Source organism: Sphingobacterium ginsenosidimutans (assembly GCF_039536865.1).
In the GTDB taxonomy this organism is placed as follows: domain Bacteria; phylum Bacteroidota; class Bacteroidia; order Sphingobacteriales; family Sphingobacteriaceae; genus Sphingobacterium; species Sphingobacterium detergens.
In genome coordinates, this window is the sequence record NZ_BAAAZK010000002.1 from 534,526 (window position 1) to 558,163 (window position 23,638).

General features: G+C 37.8%; 25 protein-coding genes. 15 read left to right on the forward strand and 10 right to left on the reverse strand.

Annotated features, from left to right (window positions below; all coding sequences use genetic code 11):
• The first annotated feature begins 13 nt into the window (after positions 1 to 13).
• On the forward strand, positions 14 to 736 hold the full coding sequence (locus ABFX33_RS02120) for a phytanoyl-CoA dioxygenase family protein (RefSeq protein ID WP_346084004.1): 723 nt from the start codon (positions 14 to 16) through the stop codon (positions 734 to 736).
• 237 nt (positions 737 to 973) lie between these two features.
• Here the strand turns inward: ABFX33_RS02120 and ABFX33_RS02125 are convergent, their stop codons facing one another.
• Entirely contained in the window at positions 974 to 2,062 is a 1,089-nt protein-coding gene (locus ABFX33_RS02125) for a lipase family protein (protein WP_257092927.1), read from the reverse strand.
• Positions 2,063 to 2,194: 132 nt separating this feature from the next.
• Between ABFX33_RS02125 and ABFX33_RS02130 the strand changes: the two genes are divergently transcribed.
• The 6 genes from ABFX33_RS02130 (at position 2,195) to nudK (ending at position 8,976) form a co-directional block, all read left to right on the forward strand.
• Positions 2,195 to 4,384, forward strand: a complete 2,190-nt coding sequence (locus ABFX33_RS02130; RefSeq protein WP_346084006.1) for an ATP-binding protein — start codon at positions 2,195 to 2,197, stop codon at positions 4,382 to 4,384.
• A gap of 239 nt (positions 4,385 to 4,623) precedes the next feature.
• The gene (locus ABFX33_RS02135; protein WP_346084007.1) at positions 4,624 to 5,514 is read left to right on the forward strand and encodes an SIR2 family protein; all 891 of its coding nucleotides are present in this window, start codon (positions 4,624 to 4,626) and stop codon (positions 5,512 to 5,514) included.
• Positions 5,515 to 5,525: 11 nt separating this feature from the next.
• Positions 5,526 to 6,389 carry a DUF2071 domain-containing protein gene (locus ABFX33_RS02140; RefSeq protein WP_346084009.1) on the forward strand — a complete coding sequence of 288 codons (864 nt, stop codon included), beginning with the start codon at positions 5,526 to 5,528 and terminating at the stop codon, positions 6,387 to 6,389.
• Entirely contained in the window at positions 6,377 to 6,658 is a 282-nt protein-coding gene (locus ABFX33_RS02145; RefSeq protein ID WP_346084011.1) for a hypothetical protein, read from the forward strand. Before ABFX33_RS02140 ends, ABFX33_RS02145 begins: the two co-directional genes overlap by 13 nt.
• Before the next feature lie 456 nt (positions 6,659 to 7,114).
• A complete protein-coding gene (locus tag ABFX33_RS02150) occupies positions 7,115 to 8,341 on the forward strand; it encodes a hypothetical protein (protein ID WP_346084012.1) in 1,227 nt (408 codons plus the stop codon).
• 53 nt (positions 8,342 to 8,394) lie between these two features.
• The gene (gene nudK, locus ABFX33_RS02155) at positions 8,395 to 8,976 is read left to right on the forward strand and encodes a GDP-mannose pyrophosphatase NudK (protein ID WP_346084013.1); all 582 of its coding nucleotides are present in this window, start codon (positions 8,395 to 8,397) and stop codon (positions 8,974 to 8,976) included.
• Positions 8,977 to 8,999: 23 nt separating this feature from the next.
• Here nudK and ABFX33_RS02160 read toward each other — a convergent pair whose 3' ends face one another.
• The 5 genes from ABFX33_RS02160 to ABFX33_RS02180 all read right to left on the reverse strand — a co-directional run bounded on the left by ABFX33_RS02160 (position 9,000) and on the right by ABFX33_RS02180 (position 11,450).
• Positions 9,000 to 9,428, reverse strand: a complete 429-nt coding sequence (locus ABFX33_RS02160) for a hypothetical protein (RefSeq protein ID WP_346084015.1) — start codon at positions 9,426 to 9,428, stop codon at positions 9,000 to 9,002.
• Positions 9,429 to 9,527: 99 nt separating this feature from the next.
• Positions 9,528 to 9,959: a MarR family winged helix-turn-helix transcriptional regulator gene (locus ABFX33_RS02165; protein WP_257092945.1), complete on the reverse strand. Its 432-nt coding sequence runs from the start codon at positions 9,957 to 9,959 to the stop codon at positions 9,528 to 9,530.
• Positions 9,960 to 10,004: 45 nt separating this feature from the next.
• Positions 10,005 to 10,640 carry a nitroreductase family protein gene (locus ABFX33_RS02170; protein ID WP_346084016.1) on the reverse strand — a complete coding sequence of 212 codons (636 nt, stop codon included), beginning with the start codon at positions 10,638 to 10,640 and terminating at the stop codon, positions 10,005 to 10,007.
• 12 nt (positions 10,641 to 10,652) lie between these two features.
• Positions 10,653 to 11,021 carry a DUF1304 domain-containing protein gene (locus ABFX33_RS02175; RefSeq protein ID WP_346084018.1) on the reverse strand — a complete coding sequence of 123 codons (369 nt, stop codon included), beginning with the start codon at positions 11,019 to 11,021 and terminating at the stop codon, positions 10,653 to 10,655.
• A 3-nt stretch (positions 11,022 to 11,024) separates the two neighbouring features.
• The gene (locus tag ABFX33_RS02180) at positions 11,025 to 11,450 is read right to left on the reverse strand and encodes an organic hydroperoxide resistance protein (RefSeq protein ID WP_346084019.1); all 426 of its coding nucleotides are present in this window, start codon (positions 11,448 to 11,450) and stop codon (positions 11,025 to 11,027) included.
• Positions 11,451 to 11,630: 180 nt separating this feature from the next.
• Here ABFX33_RS02180 and ABFX33_RS02185 point away from each other — a divergent pair, with 180 nt between their 5' ends.
• The 8 genes from ABFX33_RS02185 to ABFX33_RS02220 all read left to right on the forward strand — a co-directional run bounded on the left by ABFX33_RS02185 (position 11,631) and on the right by ABFX33_RS02220 (position 18,378).
• A complete protein-coding gene (locus ABFX33_RS02185; RefSeq protein ID WP_257092953.1) occupies positions 11,631 to 12,545 on the forward strand; it encodes a helix-turn-helix domain-containing protein in 915 nt (304 codons plus the stop codon).
• Between the two features lie 93 nt (positions 12,546 to 12,638).
• Positions 12,639 to 13,400, forward strand: a complete 762-nt coding sequence (locus ABFX33_RS02190) for an SDR family NAD(P)-dependent oxidoreductase (protein WP_346084020.1) — start codon at positions 12,639 to 12,641, stop codon at positions 13,398 to 13,400.
• A 188-nt stretch (positions 13,401 to 13,588) separates the two neighbouring features.
• A complete protein-coding gene (locus ABFX33_RS02195) occupies positions 13,589 to 14,326 on the forward strand; it encodes a metallophosphoesterase family protein (protein WP_346084022.1) in 738 nt (245 codons plus the stop codon).
• Positions 14,327 to 14,648: 322 nt separating this feature from the next.
• Complete coding sequence (locus tag ABFX33_RS02200) at positions 14,649 to 15,116, forward strand: DinB family protein (protein WP_346084024.1); 468 nt, start codon at positions 14,649 to 14,651, stop codon at positions 15,114 to 15,116.
• Positions 15,117 to 15,183: 67 nt separating this feature from the next.
• Complete coding sequence (locus ABFX33_RS02205) at positions 15,184 to 15,750, forward strand: Crp/Fnr family transcriptional regulator (RefSeq protein ID WP_346084025.1); 567 nt, start codon at positions 15,184 to 15,186, stop codon at positions 15,748 to 15,750.
• 59 nt (positions 15,751 to 15,809) lie between these two features.
• Positions 15,810 to 16,391 (forward strand): NAD(P)H-dependent oxidoreductase, encoded by a 582-nt coding sequence (locus ABFX33_RS02210; protein ID WP_346084027.1) that lies wholly within the window; start codon positions 15,810 to 15,812, stop codon positions 16,389 to 16,391.
• Between the two features lie 132 nt (positions 16,392 to 16,523).
• Positions 16,524 to 17,798, forward strand: coding sequence for an adenylosuccinate synthase (locus ABFX33_RS02215; RefSeq protein WP_346084028.1), 1,275 nt, complete (start codon positions 16,524 to 16,526; stop codon positions 17,796 to 17,798).
• A gap of 10 nt (positions 17,799 to 17,808) precedes the next feature.
• A complete protein-coding gene (locus ABFX33_RS02220) occupies positions 17,809 to 18,378 on the forward strand; it encodes a Crp/Fnr family transcriptional regulator (protein ID WP_257092967.1) in 570 nt (189 codons plus the stop codon).
• A gap of 5 nt (positions 18,379 to 18,383) precedes the next feature.
• On the opposite strand, the gene ABFX33_RS02225 is transcribed toward ABFX33_RS02220, so the two are convergent.
• The 4 genes from ABFX33_RS02225 to ABFX33_RS02240 form a co-directional block, all read right to left on the reverse strand.
• On the reverse strand, positions 18,384 to 19,163 hold the full coding sequence (locus ABFX33_RS02225) for a hypothetical protein (RefSeq protein ID WP_257092969.1): 780 nt from the start codon (positions 19,161 to 19,163) through the stop codon (positions 18,384 to 18,386).
• A gap of 33 nt (positions 19,164 to 19,196) precedes the next feature.
• Positions 19,197 to 21,311, reverse strand: coding sequence for a WG repeat-containing protein (locus ABFX33_RS02230; protein ID WP_346084030.1), 2,115 nt, complete (start codon positions 21,309 to 21,311; stop codon positions 19,197 to 19,199).
• 115 nt (positions 21,312 to 21,426) lie between these two features.
• Positions 21,427 to 22,662 carry a porin gene (locus ABFX33_RS02235; RefSeq protein ID WP_346084031.1) on the reverse strand — a complete coding sequence of 412 codons (1,236 nt, stop codon included), beginning with the start codon at positions 22,660 to 22,662 and terminating at the stop codon, positions 21,427 to 21,429.
• Positions 22,663 to 23,132: 470 nt separating this feature from the next.
• Positions 23,133 to 23,636 (reverse strand): hypothetical protein, encoded by a 504-nt coding sequence (locus tag ABFX33_RS02240; protein ID WP_346084033.1) that lies wholly within the window; start codon positions 23,634 to 23,636, stop codon positions 23,133 to 23,135.
• Positions 23,637 to 23,638 lie beyond the last annotated feature (2 nt).

Below are 23,638 nucleotides of genomic sequence, written 5' to 3' on the forward strand. Positions count from 1 at the left end.
GTAAATAACAGCGATGCTTACATCCGAAAAAATAACAATTAAAAAAAACGAGATAAAAGAAGACGGTTTCACTGTCATCGAGAATGTCTTTAGCAGAAATGAAGTTGAGCAATTGGTAACCATGATTGAAAACCAAGATCATTCAAGAGATACATTCAGGCGTTCCTCTGATCTTTTTGCGATCCGCCAGGTAATTAAAGAAATACCTGCCATATATACTATAATTTTCAATGATAACCTTAAAGATGTTATTTCTAAATTACTGGGAGCAGACCATTTTATTGTAAAGAGCATCTATTTCGATAAACCCGCAACATCAAATTGGTATGTATCATACCACCAAGACTTAACGATATCTGTGCTCGAAAAAACTGATTCTGAAGGTTTTTCGAACTGGACGGTCAAACATAATCAATATGCAGTACAGCCACCGCTGGAAATTTTGGAAAATATAGTTACGATAAGAATTCATCTTGATGACACGGATGCGGAGAATGGTGCACTAAATATTATTCCAGGATCACACAACAAAGGAATATACCGTCCCGAAACCATCGATTGGACCATGGAACAGGAAAAAAACTGTCCTGTCCCGGAAGGCGGAATTATGATTATGAAACCACTATTACTCCATAGTTCCAAACGCACAAGCAACAACAAACGTAGAAGAGTTATCCATATTGAATTTTCTAGTATAGAACTAGCCAATAACTTATGCTGGGCTGAAAGATTCTAGTATAAAAAAGACTCCCGTTGGCCACAAAAAAACTTTTCCGTTATTCCATTGTTATTTGATCGTTATAGCATAGGATGAGTTATATCGTGAAGGCTAGGAAATCGGTTCACCTAGCCTTTTTTATTGTCAGCGCAAATACATTCATCAGCACTAAAACGAGTCATTATTTGTTTTACTCAACATCACAAAACACGGCTGTGATGGCAGCTCGATATAATGCACAGCCTGTCTTATTACTTACAGAAATGTAGGTTTTACCGCTAAAGCCAGTCTATAATAAGGCTTCAAGGAATGGTGCAGCATCATTTCATCGCTTTTTTGTTCATCAAACACCCTGAAGTACTCCGCATCAGGAGCTAAAATAACATGTGTCCCTGTACGGACATAATCATTGCTAGGAAAATAGGTCGGTTCTTTAAAATTCGGCAAATATTTCTTAACCATTTTTGAAACCTGTTTACCCAAGATCTTTTGATAATTCACTACAGCTTTCTGTGATGGATTTTTCAACATCCGAAAAGCGATTCTTTTCTTTATCCCCTGCTTCTTGATCGTGGAGGCTATTGGTGTTACGGGATTTCTACTTGGAAGATCTTGAAGCTGCTGTACAGTAAATGGCATCTGTGGAACCCAATCTTTGGGATTAACAATTTGGTAAGCCCAACCATAACTTCTATTTTCATATTCATAGGCGAAATAAAGGTTACCAGGTTTAGGCGCAGCCGTGCAGTAGGTCTTGAACCGAATGTCTTTCGGCAAGCGGCCAGCATCTTGCAATTGATAGAAATAAGCCGTTAACAGATAACTGATTCCTCCACCCTGACTATGTCCGACAATCAGAATATCCTTTGTACCCTGTTGATAAAGTGAATCTATTTTGGGCAACATATCCCTAGAAAGAAAGGCTGTACTAATTAGGTATCCGACATGAACAGCCGCATTGGGATCATTAGACAATTTATAATCAAATACAAAATTAGTATCTATTTCCAATTTACCTATAGCTGGAACCATTGCGGCATAGAGATTTGCCAGCCAGCTTAGATTATCATCTACTGATCCCCGCGTACAAAAAATAGCTGTGTTTTCATCCCGCTGCCATAACTCATACAAATTATTGAGTCCCATGGTTGGGCTTCTATAAGACAATTTCGAATACTCGGGTGCTGGGATATCAGATGGATCGCTCCCATCCTGTTCGTAGATATGTGCATTGACTCGCAACATTTCCTGATATTCGGACAGGTTAAATCCAGGATTAAGCCGCTGGGCTTCAACAGCTATCGCAACAAAAAGCAGACAGCTAAATAACCAATATTTTATCATAGTGATATTTCTATTTGCGTAAATAAATTCAAAAAATAATTTTCGAAATGCAGTTAATACATATCCGACAGCAATAGCTATGCCTTAATTATTTATTTTTGTACTTTAGAAGAATATATCAAAAGGCATTTTATGGACAATAATCATTTTTCTAATTGTGACCAAGAGCCCATACATCTTTGTGGTCAAATACAGCATTTTGGTTGTCTCATCCTATTTGATGCCACCCAAAATTGTATAGGCTGGAGTGAAAACTGGACAGAAACAGGTTTACCTAGGCAAAGTGTATTTTTGGGACAAAGCTTGACCAAGTTTATCGACTGTTTAGCTATTCAACATGCAATTGATCTTGATCAGATATTACACGATCATGCTGATAGTTTCAAACACCGTTATGTTGCGGATATCTATCTGGAACAAATCCCATATTACCTAAGTATCTATCCCTTTGACAATAAGATATATATTGAGATCGAACAACATCGTTCGCAATCGCATCAATTTAAAAACACATTCTTTTATGCCAAACATATCAATGACAGTGAGGATATCTGGAAGGCTCTGGCTGAGAATATTTTTACGGTGACGGACTATGATCGTGTTATGATCTATAAATTTTCAGCGAGTGGAGATGGCCAAGTCATTGCTGAACATGTTGTTGGCGACTTGGAACCATTACTAGGCTATCGTTATCCTGAGTTTGATATTCCCCAACAAGCGCGCCAACTCTATACTAAAATATTTGCCAGGGTAACACCCGATGTAGATGCTGTCCCAGTCCCGATTTGGGGCTTTGAACCTGAGAAATTAGATCTCTCTATGACAGCGATACGCGCAATGTCTCCCATACACCTGCAATATCTTCGAAATGCCCAAGTAAAAGCAAGTGGTAGTTTCTCCATCATCATCAACGGAAAACTATGGGGATTGGTTGCTTGTCAGAATAGACTACCCAAATACATTGATCTAGCACAAAGACATCTTTCCATTTTCATTGTGCAATATGCTGTAAATAGTTTTTTGGCCAATAAACATATTGAAGAGAATAACTTCAAACTTAAAACAAAGAGTATCGCATTTGAAATCAGACAAAATCTATTTACAAAGAAAGATCTTTACAAAGTAATTAGTGCACTGACCACTAGCTTAATGGACATCCTTCGAACAGATGGTATCGCATTTAAATATCTCGACAAATGGCATATTGTTGGCCATGCGCCAAAAAAAGATATGTTATTAAATCTGGATAGTCATTTCAGTAGAACAATTTCTGATCAATTGTTTTGGCAATCCGATTTCAAAGGACATCAAGATGAAAACGAGACTACATTTCCATTTCCTGGTATTGCTGGAATAGATTTGGAAAATAAATTAGACTTCAAAATCTATTTCTTCCGAAAGGAAGTAAAGGTAGAGGAAACCTGGGCAGGACGACCTGAAAAGCAGCTTATTTATGATCCAACAAAGACTATAAATTTCCCTTCTCCCCGCACATCCTTCAATGCCTGGAAGAAAATAGTCGAAGGCACAGCCCCAAAATGGAAAGAACGCGAAATTAATTTCTTAAAAAGCTTAAGTATTACCATTCAGGAAGCCTGCTTAAAGAAGATCATTGAAATCCAAGCGCTCAACGAAAAATTGATTGAAACAAATAATGTTCTGGAAACATTCAGTTACACATTGAGTCATGATCTAAAAAACCCGTTGGCCGCACTACAGATGACAGCCCAGATGATCCGGGACAGACCCGGTTTAACTCAGGAATTTCTTGGAAAAGCAGGTAGAAACATGATGGACGCTATCCTATTAATGAATAACATGCTAGATAAAACAGTCGATTTCGCCCGTAGCAAAAGCTATGAGTTCGAATACGAAACTGTCTATCCGGAGCGGTTCATTGAAAATATCATTGATGATTGCAGTGTAAGATTTAATGTCCAAAACTTACGATTCGAGAAAGGGCGAATCCTTCCAATTGATGGAGAAAAGACCTTAGTCTATCAACTGTTTCTAAATCTTTTGGGCAATGCGATCAAGTATAGCAGTAATAAAACGGCACCCTTAATAGGTATAAACAGCCAAATAGAAGAAGATTATGTTTTGTATAAAATATGGGATAATGGCATCGGAATGTCAGCGGAAGAAACTGAACGGATTTTCGAAATATTCCATCGTTTACCTAATGCAATGCAATTTGATGGATCAGGAGTCGGCCTATCAATTGTGAAAAGAATTGCAGACCGACTCAATGCAAAAATCTCTGTCGAAAGCAAGTTGAATCAGGGTACAATTTTCGAGATCAGATTCCCCATAAGAAACTGATTTTTATGGTCATAAAAATAAAAAAAACACTATTTCCGACAAGAATATTGGTCAAAAGAAGGTCTAGGACAGATGAAGGTGCAAAGTAATCTGCGCCCCGTTTCATCCATTCTTTTTTATTAAATTAGAGACCAGCCGATAGATTCAGATTCGTACTCAACAGGTATAAATTATAATGTGTACAGAATCATTTGATTTACCGGTCACAGCGGGAATCTTCAATAAGTATTAATAGTAAAATGGATAAATTCAGCTTGTTAGTTGGCAATGATATCAATAACATTTCCCCTGGAATCAGTTGGAGCGATTTGCTGTCTAACATTAAAACAAAATATCATGTAACGGCATTGGAAAATGGGCAAAAACCTTTTCCGATGTTGTATGAAGAGATTTTTCTAAATGCAATTAAGATACAGCATCTTAATGAGAAAGAACTTAAAACATATATCTCGGAGAGTGTCTCTCAGATAAATCAAAATGAAATACACCAGTTGATCCGGGCCCTCCCCACTAAAAACATCATCACAACAAATTATGAATTTAGTTTGGAAGGATCCACTTCAAAGAAGAATACAAGCCTGATCCGAGAAACAACATACAGTGTTTTTCGCCGACATGAAACTTCGGACAAAACATTTTGGCATATCCATGGTGATTGTGACAGTCCCAGCTCCATCAACCTGGGGTACGAACATTATTGTGGGCAGCTTCAGAAAATGAGAGATTATGTTGTAAATGGCACTAATTATACCTCGGATACGGTATCTAAAGCGGCTTTAATAAAGAGATTGAAACAGAAAAAAGACTTACAGCTGCAATCATGGATAGACCTGTTCTTTACCCAAGATATTCATATTTTGGGACTATCGCTGGATTTTGTGGAAATAGATCTCTGGTGGTTATTGACCTATCGTGCCCGAAATAAGTTTTATAGAAAAAGTGACTTCATTCAAAATCAGCTGTTTTACTATACCACAAAAAAATGGCATCAAATCGCTGCTGATAAAATGCAATTACTTAAAGCCAACGATGTGGAAATTGTCGTTATTGATGAATCTGACAAAACAAAATATTACAAAAAAATATTGAAAGAGATCAGTAAACGGTACCAGCTTCCTTCCAATAAATAGCCTACTATTCCATGTCATTGACAAAAAAAGAGTTTCGCTCATCAAAAAGAAATATACTTTCTCCCTGTATTGAAAGCCTTTTAAATGGGTCCCTCCTTAAGAGAATAAAAAATATATTTCCGCCCCCATTTTCAGATGTAAAATTAAAGAGCGAAATCACCAACATCGTTTATTTGAACTGGATGATACCTATCGAAAAAATTCGAGACATGATTCCCCAAGGGCTAGAGGTGAATGCTATTCAAGGGAAGGTATTATTTTCTATTTTGACCTATCGTCATGGTCATTTTGGACCAGCTAAACCAGATGGATTGAGGTCATTTTATAGTTCTCCACTACAAAGCAATTGGAGGTTTTATATTGCAACAGATACCAAGCTATTTAAAGAACCAACGGTCTTATTTGTCTCCAATAGCATGAGCAGTTTCCTCTACTGTTTAGGCAGTCGCCTATTTAGCAATATGATGTTTACACATCATCCCCTATCATTTAGCCATCAATATATTGATGATCACATTCATACAAAAATAGATCCCGGCACCAGCAATGCGCCAGATCTGGAAGTCATTTGCCATTCAGTTGAAGAATGGAAAATTCCCAACGATTTTCAGCATATATCAACTCATCCCAGCGAGCTTCTTGAAAAAATTATTGTTCAAAACCGCGCATTAACATCTCAGGATCTGAATTCGTCACATATTGCCAACATTTCACTCGCTTTTGATATAAAGGAGATCAAACCTTTAAAAATTGACTTTTTCAAAAGTCATACATTATATGAAATTGTAAAAGAGGAAGAATGTTTTGCCTTTCAAATACCGTCATTGACATTTTTTATGAATAATGAAAAAAGAATAAAACAATGTTTTATATAGATTTTTTTATCGCTGTATTGATAGCGAATGCGATACCGCACTTCATTTTTGGGATCGCCAAAATACGATTTTTAGGACTTTTTGGTTATTCACCAACAGGCAATATCTGTTATGCTCTTTTACAATGTATTATTGCTTTATTACTCTTCTCTTATCAATATGGAATAACGAATATCTATACAAATCCCGCTATACTTGGTGGCCTAACAGTACTTTTGCTCTACTTTGCATTTGGCAGACTGCTCATCAACAAGTTCCATAAAAAATAATCTGAACAGTTTTATCGCAATATTAAGTTTATTTTTTTCTCTTCAGACTCTATTTGGTTAGCATAATCAAATAGCTATTACAAAACCTTACTGAATACATTCTCACCCTATTTCCATCGAAACAAAATGACTACTCCATACCAGAGTTTCCTTATCCAGCAAACTTAGCAGAATGTCAGACGAAGGAACTCGGTCAAAACAACCAAATGCATCATTAAATCTTCTCTATAGACAGTAACACAAAAAGCGAACAAGAGGAAAATATTTAAAAAATAAATTAATATATAAAATTAAAAACAAGATCAACAACCAATAAATTTAATTATTACCGCTAAAAAATATATTTTGCGAAATAAAAAAAATACATCAATTTTGTCTTGGCTAAATTAAAATTAACAGGGAAAGTAATACCAAAAAATTACCGTATCTACATTTTCATATTTTTATTGTTCGACAATGTTTTTCAAGAGATCCACCTATTTCTTATTAGGTTTATTGTTGCTTATTGGATGTAAAAAAGACATTCCATCTCGCATCACTCCAGTAGATCCCGAACCAATTGATAGAAGCAAAATACCTATTCCAGCAGGATTTACAGTTGATTTGGCTTCCATAAAAATTAATACGATAGCAAATGCGAATGAGCCTGGATCGTCACGGCCTGAATTGATCCAGGACATATCCGGTAAAAATGCAAGTTATTGTCATCCTGATGTTGAGTATTTCCCAAAAGGCTTCAACGGATACAAATATTGGATGGTCTTTACACCTTATTTTGGTATATTAGGTTCTGATCGAGCTGCATCATTATACGAAAATCCCACTATTGTAGTATCAAATGATGGCAAAGAATGGATCACACCCACAGGCTTATCCAATCCCATACAACGTCGTCCTGCTATAGAAGATTCTTATATTCCTCCGAGTGGCATACCCAACCAAGGCTACTGGTCTGATGTCGATTGGAACTTTAATGGAAAAGAGTTTGAATTATATTATAGAGGATGTTTCTTTTCCAATAAAATTTTAAGACAATGGGGTGCAAAGAGCGATAATAATACGAGAAAACTAAATCAGGAAGCCGAGCGTGTTATTGTAAGACAAACTTCAACCGATGGAATCCATTGGACTCCACTTGAAATTGTATACACGAGCAATGAACCAGCTTCTATTCAGGACAATCATATCATATCGCCTTCTTTTATCAGAAATGAAACTGGGATGTTTAGCTACGAAGTAGATTTTAAGCCGACCTATCAATCTCCTATCATGACAAACATCCTTCTGCGCGTGTCATCCAATGGTCTGGACTTTACAGCCTATCGAAATAGCAAACAAGTCAAATTCATCAATAAACCTTGGCTTGAATTAAATAAAAGTTATTCGACCTGGCATCTGCAAGCTGCCTATATTGACGGTTATTATTTTCTATGTCTCGCTATAGGAAATGTAGATAGGTACTCCTCGGACTTGAATTATCTCGCCTATTCAAAGGATGGAATACATTTCCGTGTATTTGAAACACCTTTAGCTTCATCGAATGTATATCGTTCAGCTGTGTTTGCTAAATCTTCTTCAACAAATGACATCGAATTTGGTGCTGTTATAGGCTATAAATCAGGCACGTTTGGTTATAGGGAATTTAAGTTAAACAAGAAGGTCTTGGAAGATGGGTTAAAATAAAATAATATGGGCTGTAATACTTACTTTTATAGCTTGACCTTAATACGCTAAAAATGGCAATCAAAGATATTGAAATTGTAAAAACTGAGATTCTATCTGATAATTGGTATACCTTAAAAAAAATCACCTATCAATATACAAAGCCGGACGGAACTGTACAACAACAAAGTCGAGAAGCTTATGATCGTGGAAATGGTGCTGTAATACTACTTTATAACATAGCATCTCGAACCGTTATATTGACAAGACAGTTTAGAATTCCAACTTATATAAATGGGAATGAATCTGGAATGTTAATAGAGGCTTGTGCAGGTTTGTTAGATCAAGATTCGCCACAGGATTGTATCCGTAGAGAAACAGAAGAAGAAACTGGCTATCAGATCAAGGAAGCAAAAAAAATATTTGAAGCGTATATGTCTCCAGGCTCGGTTACCGAAATTCTACATTTCTTTATCGCGGAGTATACGAACAATATGAAGGTTAGTGATGGAGGAGGATTGCAGGAAGAGGAGGAAAATATTGAAATCCTAGAAATTAATATCGATGATGCTTTAGCAATGATCGAAAGCGGTGAGATCAAGGATGGCAAGACAATTATGCTCCTACAATATATTAAGTTGAAAAGTATCATGTAAGTCTTTACTTTTAACCGGACATCTTAACGAGCTACCTTCCTGAAAATAAATTTAGCCTGTTGGAAATTGATTGTAGATGGTATATAATGAGGAATTCCCATATATTCTTGTTCGGTACCAGTTCCTAAAATATATTGAGACCCTTTCTTAAGTAAAATAAAGGGTCTCCTTTTTTTCTGTCCCCAGCCGAATGGCGTATAGTAATAATCACCGCTCAGGGTATCATTTTTGATATTCCCCCGAACCTCTCCCGAGTCAATTTCACCACCGGGTCTATAAAAACGTAACTTTCCATGAAAACGGCTTTCAAAGAGATCAAGTTCAAGTTGAGCACTATCGCGATTACTATAAGCAACATACTTTAATAACTCTGCATCCCGCCTCTTTTCCTCACAGCTTGCAAACGAGAGAACCAACAAAACACAATAAACGGCAATAGCAATTAAACGCATTCTTCGTATGAAATTTAAATATTCCTAGAATGAGCTAAAAATAATCTATTCTGCTTAAAAACAACAAAAATGTGATAAAATAAATCTATCATTAAAATGTTAGCCATTTCCCGCGTTAGCGACAACTTTATCTGCCAAAGCTTTAAGCTGTTGCATATCTGAATAATCCAGTTTTAAAGCTTCAAAAATCTGCATCGGAATACAGGCTGCTTTTTCTTTCAATTGCAAGCCTAGATCTGTGAGACGAATCTTTACGACTCGTTCATCCGTTTTACTTCGCGTACGGGTAAGTAGCTCCTTGCCTTCCAATCGTTTCAATAGTGGTGTAAGGGTACCATTATCCAAAAATAACTTCTCCCCCAATTGGTTTACGGTTTGTTCGTTATTTTCCCATAAAGCCATCATTGTGATGTATTGTGGATAAGTCAAATCTACTTCTGCTAGAATAGCACGATAATGCTGCATAATCTCGCGATGCAGAACATATACGGAGAAACATAACTGTTTGTCCAGTTTCAATAAATCATCCATCTTGCAAAGATATTGTTTTCTTAAAGTTTGAAGTATATGATGTTTCTATTTATACTCAACAACAAATTCTTCTTTCGGCATTCTGACTTTTTTCATTGTAGAGATCCAGTCACGAGAAGCATCTGCGACACCTACATACATTAATGATACACTTTTCAATCCAAGTTTTTCCAATTGCAATACTTCATCCACTACTTTATTATCAAAGCCTTCCGCCGGCGTGGAATCAACCCTGAGTTCTGCCGCTTGTGCCAGAGCTAAACCTAAAGCAATATAAGTTTGTCGTGCTGTATGTACAAAATTACGTTCCGCAGCCTCATTTAGATAAATGGACTTCAATTTATCTGTATACGATCCAAAGCGCCCACGAGGTAAATCTCGCTCATCTGTAGTGAAATCATATACTTTATCAATGCGCTCTTCGGTGTATTTATCCCAAGCCGCAAAAACCAACACATGAGAACATTCTCGCATGCATTCCGGATTTAAGGCTCCTTTTGCTAACTCATCTTTGAAAGCTTGATTTTCAACGACCAATACTTTAAAAGGTTGCAAACCCGAAGAAGTTGGTGCAAACCGAGCTGCCTCCAAGATCTTGTCTATATTTTCTTGTGTAACCTTTCTTGTCGGATCATACGCTTTCACAGCGTGTCTCCATTGTAAGTCTGTTATTAAGGACATTTAATTGTTTGTTTATTTTGAAAAAAGAACGAATAATATTGCTAGTAATGCCGGAATTCCCTGTACAAAGAAAATCTTTTTACTTGCAGTGATACCTCCGAAAATACCAGCAACAAGAACACAACCTAGGAAGAATAGGCGAACATTGTCACTCCAGATCGGATCATTGATAAAAAATGACCAAGCCAAACCGGCAACCAAAAAGCCATTATATAGGCCCTGATTAGCAGCAAGCCCTTTTGTCGGTTTAAATAACTCGGCAGCTAGCGCTTTACCGAAACTACGCCTTCCAGCAGTTTCCCAAGCAAACATTTCCATCCATACAATATAGACATGTTCAATGAGTACAAGCATCGTGAGCACTGTGGCAATATGATTCATCTATTATTCGTTGTTTGATACTGTTAACTTCACCTCTATATTACCTCTGGTAGCATTTGAATATGGACACACCTGATGTGCTTTTTCAATTAGTTGCTGTGCCACCTCCAAACTGACTGCAGGAATATTGGCATGCAATTCCGCCGCTAAACCAAAACCACCGTTCTCCAATTGTCCAATACTTACCTGAGCGGTAACCTTGGTCTCACCTGTTTTTATCCGCTCTTGTCTAATCACCAAATTCAAAGCACTATCAAAGCAGGCAGCATAGCCAGCAGCGAAAAGCATTTCTGGGTTTGCATAATCATCGTTCGCACCTCCAAGACCCCTCGGCATACGAACCGCCAGATCCAATACAGCATTTTCACTTTTTACCTGACCGTTTCGTCCGCCTGTGGCTGTCGCGCCTATGGTATATAACGTTTTCATATTTTAATTTGTTTTTGTTTCAACAACACAAATGTAGATTGAAAAATTATATTGTGCAAAATATAATTGGACTATTGACATTAAAATGAAAATAGAAGTCAATCTTTAAATGGCTAGATTAGACTAATCTCCAACCAAAGAATAAAAAAGGTAAATTTGATTATTGCAAATGTAATTGATATGAAAACAACTACAATCGAACAGTTCTACAATGAGATCAATGCTTCAATACCCGAGGAAATAGCGCGTGAGATCGGACACTTCAATGTATTTAGCTTTGAGGAGCTCGCTGCAAAGCTGAAAGAGAAGCCCATCATGCCTTACAATAAGCGAACTTATTACAAAATCAGTTTAATCACAGGAAAGAATACAGCCGAATATGCTGATAAAGTAATCGAAATTGAGGGATCTGCATTGGTATTTGCAACACCGAAAGTTCCTTACCATTGGATACCCAAAGACGAACATCAACAAGGCTATTTTTGTGTTTTTACTGATGAATTTCTAGCACGAAATAAAAGTGGTGTCGTACTGGATGATCTACCTATCTTTCAACCTGGTGGACTTCCTATTTTCCAGATTACAACCGAACAGCGCATCGAAATTGAGCGAATTTTCGAAAAGATGAACAAGGAATTATCTTCTGATTATAGGTTTAAATATGATCTTTTACGGAATTATGTTCTTGAAATCATTCATTATGGACAAAAGCTACAACCGAAAAGTATCAGTAACCCCATGCACAATGCATCAACCAGAATTACCTCTCTTTTCATCGAATTATTGGAAAGGCAGTTTCCAATAGAATCACCGATGCAACGGTTGCAATTACGAACTGCCAATGATTTTGCCGAACGTCTCGCCGTTCATGTAAACCACCTCAATAAAATTCTCAAGGACAATACGGGTAAGACAACAACACATGTAATCAGCGCAAGAATTATACAAGAAGCAAAAATCCTCCTCAGGCAAACGGACTGGAATATCTCAGAGATTGCCTATTCACTCGGTTTTGAGGAAATAGCGCATTTTTCTAATTTCTTTAAAAAGCAGACCAAGCTTTCACCAAACAATTATCGTTCTCAACGATTATAATTTGAATTTCGCAAATATTGATTTGCTTTTCACAAACTCAGCAGATACTTTTCATGCGAAATTTGTCTTATTAAATTTTAAAACAAAATAAAAATGGCTAAAAATAAAATCGCTTTAGTAACTGGCGGAAGCCGAGGTTTGGGAAAAAACATGACAATTAATCTTGCTAAAAAAGGAATTGATGTCATACTGACTTACAATAGCAATAAAGAAGAAGCAGATCATGTCGTCTCTACGATTAAGGCTTTGGGACAACATGCAGTGGCATTTCAATTCAACGCCGGAGATACAAAATCCTTCGATCATTTTATAACACAAATAACCGAACATCTAAAAAATCAAACAGGTCAATCAAACTTTGATTTTCTAATTAATAATGCGGGCACGGCATTGTATGCTCCTTTTATGGATACGACGGAGGAGCAATTTGACGCTGTTTACAATATCCATTATAAAGGTGTCTTTTTTCTAACCCAGAAAGCACTTCCTTTTATAAATGATGGTGGGCGTATCATTAATATTTCTTCGGGTCTTGCCCGCTTCGCGGTTCCTGGTTCTTCTGCTTATGGCTCGATGAAAGGTGCCATCGAAGTCTTGACAAGATACCTGGCCAAGGAACTAGGCCCTCGGAGTATTGCAGCGAACGTAGTCGCACCAGGAGCTATTGAAACAGATTTTGGCGGTGGACATGTTCGTGACAACAAAGAAACCAATGCTCATATCGCGAGTGTAACAGCCCTAGGTCGTGCTGGTGTACCTGACGACATTGGTGGAGTTGTGGCCTTCTTGTGTACTGAGGATGCCCGATGGATCAATGGACAACGCATTGAAGTATCTGGTGGTATGAATCTTTAATCAACTTGATAGAGAATAAGTATATATCTTACTGTTGTAAAATATATACTTATTAAAATATTGTATATGATTTTCGCTTCTATTACTCACGATTCATCTTAATGAATATAATACCAATTTCATTTTCTTTTTAAAAACAATAACCATACTGTTAAGTTGCGCTTCGAATGGCTAAGTTTGTAGGATAGATGAAGATACAACTTGCAATAATAAGTGATATACATGCCAATATTGTAGCATTGGATGAAGTACTAGCGGATATAAAAAAGAGCGGGGTAACACAGATTTACTGTTTAGGTGATCTGGTCGATTTTGCCCCATGGGGAAATGAGGTTATTGCCCGAATACAGGAAAGAAATATCACCTGTTTACTCGGAAATCACGATCAGCGGATTGCCTTCGATGAACGTATTATTCCCTTACCACACCACGATGCAATCGAAACAGTAAACCGTGACATCGCCATCAATCTCAGCAAAAACGATATAACAGCTGTCCACAAAAAATGGCTGGCAACATTACCTTACAATATTGAATTAACGTTCAAAGTCGGTAATCATCTTAGAAAGATCCTGCTTGTGCATGCCAGTCTTCATAGTAATGATGAATACATTCATGAATCAACACCCAAAGCAGACCTGTCCGTTCAATTGCGCGAAAGAGCCATTGATATCCTGGTCATGGGTCATACCCATCACTCCTATGTCCAACGGACTGAAGAAGTCCTGTTTATCAATTGTGGGTCTGTCGGCCGAAGCAAAGAGAAAGACAGAAAGGCTTCTTATGCCTTAGTTACGCTGACAGAAGAAAACATAGAAGCCAAAATAGTTAAAGTAGATTATCCGATTGAGGAAGTCGCAGCGGCTATTTATCACAGTGATATTCCCGATTTCTATGGCGATTTTTTACGCATGGTAGATGCCTAATTATCAATAAAAACCCGAGGTTTATTTAGTTTGTTTGGCAACTATATTTCCGTGTGAATAACCAGCTCGACATCGCTGTCTATGCTTTAAAATCGGTCTATTTTTCCGGTTAGTGCAAACATGATCTATTGGTAACAATGACTTTGCACAAAAAACAAAAGTCTTATTAACAAGAGATTAACCCAAGATGGAGAATAAGAAAATTGTATGTAAATTAGAATTATAAAAATGATATAAACCTTACGATACTGACATTCCTTAAAAAATCCAATTTTTTATCAAAAACAAAGGAATAATTATCAATAGAAAATCTTAACGGGAAATGGAAAAGCAGCTATTTATTGCAAGCAGACTTAGAGAAGTTTTATTAAATGGTCATTGGATTGCAAATACCAACTACCAAGAACAACTAGCAGATATCAGTTGGGAACAGGCTATCCTCAAGATCAACAATTTAAATACCATTGCTGCACTCACCTATCACATCAATTATTACTTAAAGGGATTGCTTGCCGCATTTGAAACTGGAAAGTTGGAAATTAATGATAAATACAGTTTTGATTTACCTGAAATAACCAGTAAGACAGATTGGGATGAACTCCGGCATGATTTTATCAGAAATGCTGAGCGCTTTGCAGATAAAATCGAGCAATTTGATACAGAAATTTTTAGCCAGCCTTTTTTTGATGAGAAATATGGTTCCTATCTGAGGAATATGGAGGGGGTGATTGAGCATAGTTATTATCATCTGGGACAAATCGTATTGATCAAAAAAATAATCACACAATGAGAAAGGGAGGTGGATCCTAGCAGATTTATTTTGTATTGCTAAAGCAATTTATCTAAGTTTGATCCCTATGCTAGCAGCTTACTTTCAATCTTTAGGTCTTTTTAACCCGGAAGAAATTACCGAGATTGTTCAGCTTTTTGAATTCAGAAGGCTGAGCAAAAATGACTATTTTGTCAAGGAGAATCAACCCTGTAACGAGGTTGCCTTCATCGCATCCGGAATCTTTCGTTCGTACTATACAACCTCAAGTGCCGAAGACGTTACCTATTGTTTCAGATTTCCCAATAGTTTGATCGCTGCCTACTCATCTTTTATTACAGGAGGACCAAGTGTTGAAACCATGCAGGCCCTCAGCCCCGCCGAACTCTGGGTCATCAAAAAAAGTGCTATTGACAAACTTGCCGCCGAAAGTCTAGTATGGACAAAATATCTTAAAATGATTGCTGAACAGCAATACCTAGAACTTGAAAAACGTATCTTTCAATTGCAGAAAGAAACTGCTTTGCAACGCTATACGGTCTTGCTCCGAGATCAGCCCGAATTTGTACAACAAATACCGTTGCAGTATTTAGCGTCCTACCTAGGCATCACACAACGGCATTTAAGTCGAATCCGCAGTGAAATTACTTTTTAGACATTTGTCCTATAATTCAAGTACCAGTACCTCTACTTTTGTGTTATCAGAAGAATAACATGAAGAAGAAAATACTTATCATCAATGGTCACCCCAATAGGGAATCCTTCAATTTTGGCATTGCTGCAACATATCAAGATGGTGCCGAAGAATCTGGAGCGGAGGTTCGATCGATTAATATTGCAGATTTGAATTTTAATCCCAATCTCCAGTTTGGATACCAGAAGCGAACAGAACTCGAACCAGATCTCCTACAAGCCTGGGAAGATATCCTATGGGCCGAACATTTAGTTTGGGTACATCCCGTTTGGTGGGGCGGTCTCCCTGCTATGATGAAAGGTTTTATCGATAGACTCTTTCTACCTGGCTTTGCTTTCCAGTACCGTGAAAATTCTCTTTTTTGGGACAAATTACTCAAAGGAAAATCGGCAAGGATAATAACAACTCTGGACCAGCCCGGTTGGTATTATGCTTTGGTCTTTGGTAGACCGAGTGTAAATCAACTCAAAAGATCTACCCTACTATTTTGTGGTGTATCACCAGTAAAAGTCACTTACATCGGAATTATAAAGACTTCGGATACAAAAACGCGGAATAAATGGTTGTTTAAAATCAAGCAACTCGGACGAAAACAAGGTTAAAAACCAACCTGATTTCTCTTTGATAAATTTTTCAGGGAATAAACACCATCGCTTGTGCTTTTTTGTCAAATGGCAATTGTCCCCTCCCTGTTATCCCCTAGCTTTGATCCGTAAATTCAAAACAACAGCAAAATGGATATTTTAATTGGGCTCCAGTGGGGAGATGAAGGAAAGGGAAAAATCATTGATCTGATCGGCAGTGATTATGACATTATTGCCCGGTTCAATGGCGGGGCAAACGCCGGACATAGTATTTATCACGAAGGCAAACGGATCACCCTCAAATTACTGCCTTCAGGAATCTTTTATCCCCGGATCAAAAATATTATTGGTACCGGTGTAGTGATCGATCCTCTGGCTCTCCAAACAGAAGTGGAACAGCTTCAATCCATTATTTCTGACACAGAAATAATCAATCGAATCCTAATTTCAGAGAAAGCCCATCTTGTATTGCCTACTTACAAATATTGGGATATGTACCTCGAAGAGTCGTCGCAATATCGCACTATCGGAACGACTAAAAATGGTATTGCACCCACCTATTCCAATAAAATACTTCGGCAGAATGTACGTGCGGGGGATATCTTTTCCAAAGATTTCGAAACCTATGTTTTCCAAATTTTAAATAAACAGTATGCCGAATTACAGGCTTTGGGGCAGGATATGCCGCCGGTACAAGAATTATATGATAATTTTCTGAAGGCATGCAGTTTTTTAAAAAAGTTACAAATTAAGGATACAGAAATAATCATCAATGAAGCAATTAAGAACAATAAAAAAGTACTGGCAGAAGGAGCTCAGGCGACATTATTGGACATTGATCATGGTACCTACCCCTATGTGACCTCTTCAAACACCATCGCATCCGCCGCATGTGTAGGTTTAGGCGTATCGCCTAAGCTTATCGATAAGATTTATGGTGTTACCAAAGCCTATTGTACACGCGTTGGAAACGGCATATTTCCAACGGAGATCACGGGCTCCCTTGCCGATGAGCTGCGTGAAAAAGGTGGTGAATTTGGATCCAATACCAAACGGCCGCGAAGGGTGGGCTGGCTTGACCTACCTGCATTAAAATATGCTGTCATGTTAAACGGTGTGACCGATCTGGTACTGACAAAAGCGGATATTCTAAATGGAATGTCCGAGGTTCCAATTTGTACAGCATATGAGACAGATGGTGAAACAAGAACCTTAGCTGCTCCGACATGCGTAGACAATGCCCCAAAGCCAATCTGGAAATTTTTAGACGGATGGAATTGCCCTTTGGGTAAAATCGATCAGCGGGCACAAATCCCAAAAGAACTGAAGCTATTTATCTCCTTTTTGGAAGAAGAGTTAAATATACCCATCAAATATCTGTCTACAGGACCGCAACGAGAAGAATTGATTATCTTAGGTAATTAATATAAGCAATATGGAACAGCTTTTAGCGTTTATCCGAAAATTTGGTCAGCTTGATCAGCGGGAGGAAAGTCTAATCAGGCAGGCATTCGAGAAGAAGAGCATTCTAAAAGCCAGCTATTTTGTCACCTGTGGAAAGGTTAACAACAGCATCGCCTTCGTAGAAAGCGGTGTATTTCGCTCCCTTTATTATAATCATAAAGGTGATGATTTTACACGTTACTTTATTTACGAAGGCCGCTTTATCGGGGATTTCCAAAGTTTTCTGGATCGTACCCCGTCCAATGACTATATCGAATCTGTAACTGATGCGCAGTTATGGAGTCTTGATATCCATAATTTCCTGTTGTTAGAAAAAGAGATCAAAATCTGGCCCTTATTGATGGCCAAGCTGTATGGGTTTGTGATTGAAAGCAAATTAAAAACAGCAAATACCATGATGAATCTTGATGCCAGGGAACGCTATCTGCTATTTCTAAAGCTCTATCCCGGACTGGCAAATCGTGTTCCCTTAACAATGCTGGCCTCCTATTTGGGTATTACAGCTTCTTCTTTAAGCCGTATCCGAAAAAATATCACGTGAGGATACTAATCATATCGGGTCATCGTTCCTCGCGAACTTGGTGAGTTGTCACGGAACCACTTATCAAATTGAGGTTTGGCAATAAAGAATGTTATTTTATTTTTTGCTGAATCCTTTAATTTGTCTTTAAACAAAGTAATGATCTGCTCCTTGCTAAACGTCTCTTTCGGTTCGATAGGATTACCATCGTCATCATAAGAAGGACTATACTCCTCATTACTCCGATCAAAACGCAAAGATTCTATCTCAGGGATTACAAGTTGAAATACTTTATCCTTGGTATGCCAGATCAAGCGCAATCCCGAGGAAACACCTTCCAATTCCCTCGAATTCATTGTCGCCTCGGGATTATCCAATGTAATCTGATCCACTAGTTTATTCACATCATCCGCAGATACATCCTCCTGTTCAGCCATCCAGGCAAAAACCTCCTTTTCTGCTAGATCTGTGAGGAGTTCAAGTGTTTTAAATTTAAAACTACCATAATCCGCCAGATTGATGTCATTCTTATTCGAATTGACATTATATTGAACATAATAGACTGTGCTATCAGGAAGATTTTTTCGCTCAAGTACGATTTCATTTTCTTCCACATCGAGATTCACCATATCGACTTTACCCCGGAAAAGATCCTCATTACTTAGAAATTTTGCGAGATCCACATTCATATCAACCCCTTTCAATTGCAATGGGGCTTCTGCGTATGGCTTGACAGACTGTTTACAGGCAAATATGCTAAGCGATAAGATTGCAATGCCTATAGTCCCTATCTTTTTACTTTTCATCCGTTTTGATTTTTTAAGTTTCTACCTGTCTTATTAGTAGAGGTCATCAATAGAAACATGAACAACATTTCCGTCCTTGTCAAGAACAATCTCTCCCATGGTGAAATATCCTGTGCCATCCTTTGAAAAGGCAACATCCAAGCGTTGAGAACCATCCGGAGAAGGAGGTAATACAATTTTTTTGAAGATCCTGTTGTTTTTATCTATCAGGAACAACTCCTCCTTTGCAGTGCGAACCAATGCATGACCCCTGTAGAATTCGGTAATATTACTATATTGAGGCTGAATAACAATCTTTCCGTTCAGATCAATAAAACCGTAGCCATCATAATCAGAGAAAGGAATCATCCCTTCGGCACTCCGACTGATATCTATATATCTCAGGTTTGCGGGAAGATCAACCCGTTTATTCTGATAATCTAGCAAAAAAGTCTCCCGACCTTTAGTGACGTACACCCAATTCGCAGTTTTTAATCCCTCAATTTTATCATATTCCAAAGGAATGACCAGTTTTCCGCTGGTATTTAAAACTCCGAATTTATGCAACTTGCTACGTACCATAAAGCTACTATCAGCAAGCATATCAACGGTACTTAATAAAGGGGTTTCAATAAGATCTCCTTTTAATGTATAGAGATCAAAAGTCTCGCGTCCCCTTAGTGTATAGTTTGCAACAAATAACTTGCCCTGTTTTTCTATAGCTGTATATTTAAAAGGCACTATTTCTTCTTGTCCATTGCGAAGCACACCCAGATTTTCCTTTTTATTTTTAAATACGGATAAATCCGCATTAAGCTTCCGCTCAAATCGGTAACCAGCTTTGACAGGCTCCAGCTTTTTATCTTTCACATTTAAGAAATAATCAATGCTATCACTTGAATCAAAGAAGTAATCTTGACTGCTACGTGTCAATTCTTTAAAACGAGGTTCAATAATTACATTACCCATGGAATCCACAATACCATATTTCTTTGCTTCCTGATCTAAATAGGTCATATATCCATAGGAGGCAGTACGTGAAACAGGAATTTGGCGTTCTGCTTTAATTGTTTCATTTGATTTTCCAAAATACAATAAAAATTGCTTTACAGGATAAGGGAATGAGATGGAGAGTCGCTGTTCAACAGGCCCTAGGTACTCCTCATTGGATTCAATATATGCTCTAAGCTTTTTGATAACGTCAAATACATCTGCATTCTTGTTATCGCCCAACAATACCTTAAGGTCTTTCTCAATAGCTGACTGATAGTAATTCAACTTTTTCAAACCTTGAAACATCGCTTCAGTAAACTGAGGTTCGAAGCGGTCAAGCATGGCATCCTCTACCGCTGCGGTTTGGAATTTTTGAAACAACTGTCCAGCCGACTTCGCCTGTTTCTGAATTTCTGGATGTAGTCCATAAAGTGGCATCGCCGAATAAGAATTCGATTCCACCAATTTATCATTTGGAGTTTCTCCTCGGTGACCAAGATAATTGTAATATAAATCCAGCGGTAGATCGAGTTCTATACCCTGTGGACTAATGGTATCGATCGTTAAATCGTAGCCCATATATTTCACCGTTTTGGCATTTGGAGCGATTACCAATGAGTCCAACTCATGTGGAAGTTGATATTTTATTTCCACGAGCGCCTGACTAACCGGCAAAAGGCCGACTTCGGATGAATCAAGGCGGTTATTTCCTTGAAAGAGCTGTTTAAATGAGGTTGAGAGCTGCCCTGTTTCCGATATTTTATCATCGGTAGCATCTAGCTCAAATGATGAATGTGGAATACCAAAACTTTGTACCGCTTTGAGTGTAGTGGCATAGCTTTCAAATGCAGCTTTCAGTGTATCAGGATTAGGAATAATAAAGGCCTTATTTTGGATATCCATCCGATTCCAGTTTACCGTATCCCAATTAATTTCCTTGGGATCACCTGAAGATAATCCCATTGAAAAGCTAAAATAAATGGTTTGCTCTTTTACCTTCGCTAGGGCAGTATCAATCAATTGTACCTGCTGTTTAAAAAAATTCGCCCGATCCTGAGGGGAAAGCTTACGGATATGAGCCAGCATCTCTGTCCGGCTGTCGAATTGTCCAATGTCTTTTTTCCCTGTACAGGAAGCAAAAGACAAGAACAATAAAAATAGGAATGTTATTCTCATGCAATTTCTCTTTTCAGAACCCAAGTCATTTATTTCACCACATGATCAAATATCCTGCCTAAGTCGGAGAGTTTGCTTTAATTTTTAAACATTCAATAAAATGACCTGGTACATTTTACCAACGGTATAACAATCGCGTTGTAAAAACATTGTCTTTCAGATCATCAGAAAAATTCTTCAAGCTCGTTTTTTCATTGGTCACATGCTCATTATATACCGTAAGTTTTAATCTATTACTGATCTGATAAGCGACACCATAGCCCAATGTGCTAAATTTGACATCACCATCCGCCGTAAAATTATCAGGCATTCCTATGGTCATGCCACTTGCCTTTGTATTAGGGTCATAGACATCGTAAGCCAATAAAGCTGTAACACCTGTTTTTGCGATTTCTTGTGTAAACCAAAGATAATAACCGTTAAATTTCCGTTGGTATAAATCTGTAGCAGGCTGTGTCGTAAAACTTCTGCTCGCATACGGACCTTTAATATCCGCACCTCCAGCGACACCAGGCTGATCACCGGCTACATATTCCGTCTTGAAGCTAGATTTTCCAAAGCTATTATCCAGTTCGATCTGAAAGTTTGCACCATAGTAGTTTCGACCAATGGCTTTTCCTTCATTGTCATCACTGGTATGCGCAGTATAGCCATTAGCAATCGCAGTGTAGTATGTTTTGGTGTCGTTGCGGACAGAACCTTTATAGAAAGAGCCACCAAATCCGAGCTGCAATCTTTTATCTGCAAGGCTATCGAATTTAAATCCTAGGTTACCGATCAGATCCTTTTTAGAATCGTAGTCTTTGGCGGAGTGGCCGCTTCCGTTTACCAGAGCCAAGTCCAAGTTCAGGAATTTCATTTTGGCTCCAGGGTGGTAACTGACCATCCCCCCAAGGTCACGTTCACGCGGCATTAGCGTCTGGAAAACACGCGCCCGTTCGGGGAAATCACGGTAGCCAGAAGAATAAACAATAGAATATCCGAATGGTCTGTTGAAGAGACCTGCTGTCAGACTCAAGCCTTTCTGACTAGGGTGGCGTAATTGAATAAAAGCGTCCATTAACTGTACACCATCTTGTGTCGCATCGAGCTGGAATACAATACTTGAGTAAGTATCCACACGGTCAATCTTGAGGCGTCCACGTCGGATCATGAAACGATTGTCTGAATTCTTAGAAAAATCACCACCGGAGAAAGAGGTTATTCCCGGCGATTGAGCCTTTTGAAACTGCGTCTGAAGGTATCCTGTGATTTTGATATCATGTGGATCATAACTTGAAGGTGCATTATTATTTTGCGCCATGGCTACTGCTGGACCGATCAGAGTTGCGAGTAAAAGTGCCTTTTTCATCTATTTAATTTATTTACAAGTGACCAGTCTCATCCATATAAATGAGCTTGTTGCACTTGGTTTGTTTTCAGCTGTGATGGAGCTATCAGCTTTATTCAATTCGTTGTTTAGCTCGAATAAAGCTCAATAGTTTCATTTGAATAAAATAATCTCTAATATAATGAATGAATTTTAAGCGCATTATAGGGTTTCATTAAATCGTATAAGCGCTCTTCTTTCAACGCCGTAAAAATAGATTCTCAACATTAAGTTAATGTTAATAAATTGTTAGACTATTAATTTATATACATAAAATTAATGATTTGGTAATAAACTACAACTATGATGAATTAGCTAATTTATCGGTACCATATCGTGGAATTTCTGAAGATTTCGTACCAGTATCTAAAATCTTAAAGTTCAAGACAGAAAAAACGTCTCATAATTACTTATGAGACGTTCCTTCATTGTTAGCAAAGTCTTTCAAAATTTTATTTTGTTAGCCATACTCTCGCTTGCACAGGAATAATTTCCTGTCCGTTATCAAGAGTCACTAAAAACATAAATGCTATTTCTTGTGTTTTTAGTGTTGTAGAATTTTCAAAATCTTTAATGATTTTTTCATTTGCCGCGCTCTTGCTCCTAAATTCCGAGACAGACGTATTAAATACAACCTTATTACCAGCTCCTGCAATGGGATTAGTAATATAGGTACCCGCCCTAACCCCACCAGCATTAATTGAAGTACCTCCAGCTAATACTTTCGAAATTTCCTTGATTTTTCTACTAGAACTCTCTGGTATTGTCAGAGTCAATGTGAACGTATTCGTTGCCAACGGGACTTTAATGTAAGGATTAAATCCTTCTGTCAAGGCCCCCTCATATGTAACTGGAATTTCAGGTCGATTGTCCGAATAGAATTCCGTATAATCTTTGTTGCATGACACCATGAATGTCATTACAGCTACTATAAAGTATATTAAATTTTTTTTCATCT